This window comes from Shimia sp. (assembly GCF_041624275.1).
In the GTDB taxonomy this organism is placed as follows: Bacteria; Pseudomonadota; Alphaproteobacteria; order Rhodobacterales; family Rhodobacteraceae; genus Shimia.
On sequence record NZ_JBFJVE010000186.1, the window covers coordinates 1 to 5,806 of the forward strand.

The 5,806-nt window shown below is 61.0% G+C and carries 7 protein-coding genes and 1 pseudogene; all 8 read right to left on the reverse strand.

Annotated elements, in window-relative coordinates:
• Nucleotides 1-470: pseudogene (locus ABZD10_RS12910) on the reverse strand (NADH-quinone oxidoreductase subunit M); the annotation flags it as partial.
• On the reverse strand, nt 470-2,542 hold the full coding sequence (nuoL, locus tag ABZD10_RS12915) for an NADH-quinone oxidoreductase subunit L (protein WP_372887046.1): 2,073 nt from the start codon (nt 2,540-2,542) through the stop codon (nt 470-472). The pseudogene ABZD10_RS12910 and the gene nuoL, both read right to left, overlap by 1 nt.
• A gap of 5 nt (nt 2,543-2,547) precedes the next feature.
• On the reverse strand, nt 2,548-2,853 hold the full coding sequence (gene nuoK / locus ABZD10_RS12920) for an NADH-quinone oxidoreductase subunit NuoK (protein ID WP_372887047.1): 306 nt from the start codon (nt 2,851-2,853) through the stop codon (nt 2,548-2,550).
• 37 nt (nt 2,854-2,890) lie between these two features.
• The gene (locus ABZD10_RS12925; protein ID WP_372887049.1) at nt 2,891-3,496 is read right to left on the reverse strand and encodes an NADH-quinone oxidoreductase subunit J; all 606 of its coding nucleotides are present in this window, start codon (nt 3,494-3,496) and stop codon (nt 2,891-2,893) included.
• Nucleotides 3,493-3,900 (reverse strand): carboxymuconolactone decarboxylase family protein, encoded by a 408-nt coding sequence (locus ABZD10_RS12930; RefSeq protein ID WP_372887050.1) that lies wholly within the window; start codon nt 3,898-3,900, stop codon nt 3,493-3,495. Before ABZD10_RS12930 ends, ABZD10_RS12925 begins: the two co-directional genes overlap by 4 nt.
• Nucleotides 3,897-4,391, reverse strand: coding sequence for an NADH-quinone oxidoreductase subunit NuoI (nuoI, locus tag ABZD10_RS12935; RefSeq protein ID WP_372887052.1), 495 nt, complete (start codon nt 4,389-4,391; stop codon nt 3,897-3,899). The genes ABZD10_RS12930 and nuoI overlap by 4 nt, the downstream gene beginning before the upstream one ends.
• A gap of 3 nt (nt 4,392-4,394) precedes the next feature.
• Nucleotides 4,395-5,435: an NADH-quinone oxidoreductase subunit NuoH gene (gene nuoH, locus ABZD10_RS12940; RefSeq protein WP_372887054.1), complete on the reverse strand. Its 1,041-nt coding sequence runs from the start codon at nt 5,433-5,435 to the stop codon at nt 4,395-4,397.
• A gap of 6 nt (nt 5,436-5,441) precedes the next feature.
• Complete coding sequence (locus tag ABZD10_RS12945) at nt 5,442-5,801, reverse strand: hypothetical protein (protein WP_372887056.1); 360 nt, start codon at nt 5,799-5,801, stop codon at nt 5,442-5,444.
• Nucleotides 5,802-5,806 lie beyond the last annotated feature (5 nt).

Sequence of the window (5,806 nt, forward strand, 5' to 3'; positions counted from 1 at the left end):
CCGCCCCAGATGCCGATGATCAGGAACATCGGGATCAGGCCGGCCTCGAAGAACAGGTAGAACAGCACCAGATCCAGCGCCATGAAGACGCCGAGCATCAGCGTTTCCAGCAGCAGGAAGGCGATCATGTATTCCTTGACGCGATGCGAGACGTTCCACGAGGCGGCAACCACCAGCGGCATCATGAAGGTGGTCAGCATCACGAAGAGCACCGAGATCCCGTCGACGCCCAGCTTGTATTTCAGGCCCAGAAGCCAGTCATGCTCTTCGACGAACTGGAAGCCGGTGTTGGAGGGGTCGAATTCGAACAGGATGGCCAGCGACACCAGGAAGGTGATCACCGTTGCGGCCATGGCAACCCATTTGGCGTTGCGCTGCGCCGCTTCCTCTTCCCCGCGCAGGAAGATGGCGAGGATCGCCGCCGCCAGCGCAGGGATGAAGGTGACAAGGGAGAGCAAGCTGTCGTTCATTAGTGCGCTCCTCCGCTGAGCGTCATCCATGTGACCAGGACCACGAGGCCGATCACCATGGCAAAGGCATAGGTAAAGATGTAGCCGGATTGTGCGCGGCCGGCGAGGCGGGTGAAGAAGGGCACCACGCCCATCGCCACACCATTGAGGAAACCGTCAATGGTATTGCCGTCGCCGCGTTTCCAGAAGAAGCGGCCGATAGCCTTGATCGGGCGCACGAAGACAAAGTCGTAGATCTCGTCGAAATACCACTTGTTCAGCAGGAACAGGTAGAGCGGACGCTGGTTCTCGGCCAGCCATTTCGGCACCGCCGGGTTCCAGATGTAGAACCACATCGCGGTCAGGAAACCGATGACCATGGCGATGAAGGGCGAAACCTTGACCCATTTCGGGGCGTGGTGCGCGTCGTCCATCACGTGGTTGTCGGGGGCCATGAACAGCGCGCCGACCGGGGCCGCAGCATGGTCGTCCTTGGCCATTGCGTGACCGTCATCGGCATGGCCATCGTCGGCGGCGCCATGACCGGCATCTGCCTCGGCATGTGCCGGGATACCGTAGAACTCGTTGACCTGATCGTGGTCGCCAAAGAACGACCCATACCAGATCATCCCCGCAAAGACCGCCCCCAGCGCCAGGACGCCGAGCGGCACCAGCATGGTCAGCGGGCTTTCATGGGCGTGGTCATGGGTGTGCTTGTCGCCGCGCGGCTTGCCGTAGAAGGTCAGGAACATCAGGCGCCAGCTGTAGAAGCTGGTGAACAGCGCCGCGATGACCAGCATCCAGAAGGCATAGCCGCCCTGGGTTCCGGCCCAGGCGCTCTCGATCACCGCGTCCTTGGAAAGGAAGCCGGCAAAGCCGATATGGGTCAGCGGGATGCCGACGCCGGTGATCGCCAGCGTGCCGATCATCATCGCCCAGAAGGTATAGGGCAGCTTCTTGCGCAGGCCGCCATAGTTGCGCATGTCCTGCTCGTGATGCATGCCATGGATCACCGAACCGGCGCCAAGGAACAGCATCGCCTTGAAGAAGGCGTGGGTGAACAGGTGGAACATCGCCACCGAGTAGACGCCGACGCCGGCGGCCACGAACATGTAGCCCAGCTGCGAGCAGGTCGAATAGGCGATGACGCGCTTGATGTCGTTCTGCACCAGGCCGACGGTGGCCGCGAAGAAGGCGGTGGTGGCACCGAGGACGGTGATGAAGGCGGTGGCCTCGGGGGCATATTCCATCAGCGGCGACATGCGGCAGACCAGGAACACACCGGCGGTGACCATGGTCGCGGCGTGGATCAGCGCCGACACCGGGGTCGGGCCTTCCATCGCGTCCGGCAGCCAGGAGTGCAGGAACAGCTGCGCCGATTTGCCCATGGCGCCGACGAACAGCAGGAAGGCCAGGAGGTTGGCGGCATTCCATTCCGTCCACAGGAAGGTCAGCTGGGTCTCGGCCAGCTTGGGCGCTGCGGCAAAGACGTCACCGAAGTTGATCGAGTCGGTCAGGAAGAACAGGCCCGCGATGCCGAGGGCGAAACCGAAGTCGCCGACCCGGTTGACCACGAAGGCCTTGATCGCGGCGGCATTGGCCGAGGGCTTGCGGTAATAGAAGCCGATCAGCAGGTAGGAGGCGACACCCACACCTTCCCAGCCGAAGAACATCTGCACCAGGTTGTCCGAGGTGACCAGCATCAGCATGGCGAAGGTGAAGAACGACAGATAGGCAAAGAAGCGCGGCTTGTAGCTTTCGCCGTCTTTCCACTGCGGGTCGTGCGCCATGTAGCCGAAGCTGTAGAGGTGGACCAGCGCCGACACCGTGGTCACCACGATCAGCATGATCGCGGTCAGCCGGTCGAGGCGGATCGCCCAGGCGGTGTCCAGCGTGCCCGACTGGATCCAGTCGAGAACATGGATGTACTGGGTCACGCCGTCATGGGTCAGGAACACGATCCACGACAGGAAACAGGCCAGGAACAGCAGGCCGGTGGTGACGTATTGCGCGCCCTTTTCCCCGATGATGCGCCAGCCGAAGCCGCCGATGAGGCTGCCGATCAGCGGAGCGAACAGGATGATCTTTTCCATCTGTCTTAGCCTTTCATCACGTTGACATCTTCCACCGCGATCGTGCCGCGGTTGCGGAAGAAGGAGACCAGGATCGCGAGGCCGATGGCGGCTTCCGCCGCGGCCACGGTCAGCACGAACAGGGTGAACACCTGCCCGACCAGATCGCCCATGTAGCTCGAGAAGGCGACGAGGTTGATGTTGACGGAAAGCAGCATCAGTTCGATCGACATCAGCAGGATGATGACGTTCTTCCGGTTGAGGAAGAGGCCAAAGATACCGATGACGAACAGCACGGCCGCCACGGTAAGATAATGTTCAAGTCCGATCATATTGTCCCTCGGTCCTTATTCTTCCAAGCGCGGGGCCTTACAGCCCCTGCCCCGGTTTAACGTCTTTCATTTCCATGGCATCCGCCGGATCGCGCCACATCTGCTCGAGCACGTTCTGGCGCTTGATGTCCTTGCGGTGGCGCAGGGTCAGAACGATGGCGCCGATCATGGCGACCAGCAGGATCAGACCAGCCAGTTGGAACAGAAGGAAATATTGGTCATAGATGATGAGCCCCAGCGCGGCGGTGTTTTCCACACCTTCCGGCGCCACGGCAGCGCGCTGCGCCATAGCGACCTCGGACACATGCCAGTTGCCGACCGCCATGCCGAATTGCATCAGCAGGATCAGCCCGATCAGCAGCGCCAGCGGCAGATATTGTGCCATGCCGGCCTTGAGCTCGGCAAAGTCGATGTCCAGCATCATCACCACGAAGAGGAACAGCACCGCGACCGCCCCCACATAGACGATGATCAGCAGCATGGCGACGAACTCGGCGCCCAGCAGCACGAACAGGCCCGCCGAAGACAGGAAGGCCAGAATGAGCCACAGCACCGAATGCACCGGGTTGCGGCTGATCACCGTGAACAGTCCACCCACGACCGCAGAGATCGCGAAAAGATAGAAGGTCAGAGCAACAATCATGTGTCACTTTCCTCGTTGTCGGCCATCACCTCTTGGGCAATTTCCATTGCCCGGGTCATGGCGGGAATGCCGGCGAACATCGACATCTGTCCGATGGTCTCGACGATTTCTTGTTTCGTTGCGCCCGCCTCGAGAAGATGGCGGACGGTCATGCGGATCTGGGCATCGCCTTGAGCGCCGAGCACGGTCAGCGCCGCCAGCGTCAGCAACAGACGGGTCTTGCTGTCCAGCCCGTCCTTGTTCAGCGTGTTGCCGAAGAGCATTTCCATCATGTCCTTCGGCATCGTCGGCAACAGCTTTTCGAACCCTTTCGGGGTAAACGACTCCAGCGCCGGGTTCATGGCCTTGGCCATGTCCTGGTACTGCGCGATCAACGCTTCGAAAGGGTTCTTTGCGTCGCTCATCGGTAGGGTGCGTCCAGTTCCAGGTTGCGGGCAATCTCGGCTTCCCAGCGTTCGCCGTTGTCGAGAAGCTTTTCCTTGTTGTAGAAAAGCTCTTCGCGGCTCTCGGTCGAGAACTCGAAATTCGGACCTTCGACGATGGCATCCACCGGGCAGGCTTCCTGGCAGAAACCGCAGTAGATGCATTTGGTCATGTCGATGTCATAGCGCGTGGTGCGGCGGCTGCCATCGGCGCGCGGTTCGGCGTCGATGGTGATCGCCTGCGCCGGGCAGATCGCTTCGCAAAGCTTGCAGGCAATGCAGCGCTCTTCCCCGTTGGGATAGCGGCGCAGCGCGTGCTCGCCCCGGAACCGGGGGCTCAGCGGGCCCTTTTCATGCGGGTAGTTGATCGTCGCCTTGGGCTTGAAGAAATACTTCATGCCCAGCCGGAACCCCTCGATGACATCGGTCATCAGGAAATAGCCAACGGCGCGTTTATAGTCGATGTTCGCCATCAATCAGCCTCCAATTGCCCAGCGGGCATAGGCACCGCCGAAGGCTTCGAATTTTGCCAGGAACGCCACCAGCACGACCCAGACCAGCGACATCGGCAGGAACACTTTCCAGCCCACGCGCATCAGTTGGTCATAGCGGTAACGCGGGGTGATCGCCTTGACCATCGCGAAGACGAAGAAGGCCAGCAGCATCTTGATCACCATCCACAGGATGCCGTCGGGCAGACCCGGGATCGGCGACAGCCAGCCACCGAAGAACAGCAGCGAGACCAGCGCGCACATCAGCACCACGGCCACCAGTTCACCGATCATGAACAGCAGGAACGGGGTCGAGGAATATTCCACCTGATAGCCGGCCACCAGTTCCGATTCCGCTTCCGGAAGGTCGAAGGGCGGGCGGTTGGTCTCGGCCAGGGCCGAGATGAAGAACAGGATCAGCATCGGGAAATGCGGCAGCCAGTACCAGCTGAGCAGACCATAGTCACCGTCCTGCGCGGCGACGATCGAACCGAAGTTCATCGAGCCGGTCGAGATGATGATGCCGATGATGATCAGGCCCAGTGACACCTCGTAGGAGATCATCTGCGCCGCCGACCGAAGGCTGCCGAGGAACGGGTATTTCGAGTTCGAGGCCCAGCCGCCCATGATGACGCCATAGACCTCGAGCGAGGAAACGGCCATCACGTAGAGAATGGCGACGTTGATATCCGCCAGCACCCAGCCGTCGTTGAACGGGATCACCGCCCAGGCGATCAGCGCCATCACCAGCGAGATCATCGGCGCCAAGAGGAACACCGCCTTGTCGGCACCCGCCGGGTAGACGATCTCTTTCACGATGTATTTCAGGAAGTCCGCGAAACTCTGCATGAGGCCGAAGACACCCACGACGTTGGGGCCCCGGCGCAGCTGCACAGCTGCCCAGATCTTGCGGTCCGCATACATCAGGAAGGCCAAGGCCACCAGCAGCGGGACGACAACCAACAAGACCTGTCCTACTATGAGCAGGAAGATCCCGAGATTTGTGGTGGTAAAGAATTCAATCATGGGTCCTCACACCGTGGGTATTCCGTTTTCTTTGCAGTTCGAAACGATGACTTCCGCGTCGATCGCCTTGAGCCCGCCAGGGAGCGCCGAAGAGATGGTATAAGCCGCATCCCCCCGCCAGACACCCTGTTCAAATGTCACATTGGTGCGCAAATGGCGCGCGAATCCGAAGCCCCGGATCAGCGCGTATTGCGCGGCTGCACAGTCTGCATAATCCGCCACGCCCTGCGGCGCGGCGGGATCGTCCCGGTCGCCGTTCATGGCGACCTGAAAGCTGACCAGATCACCCTCGAGCAACCGGGTCTCGACCCCGAGATAGGCGGTTTCAGGCGCTCCGCCATTGCAGCTCACACCCTCGGCGCAGATCGGCG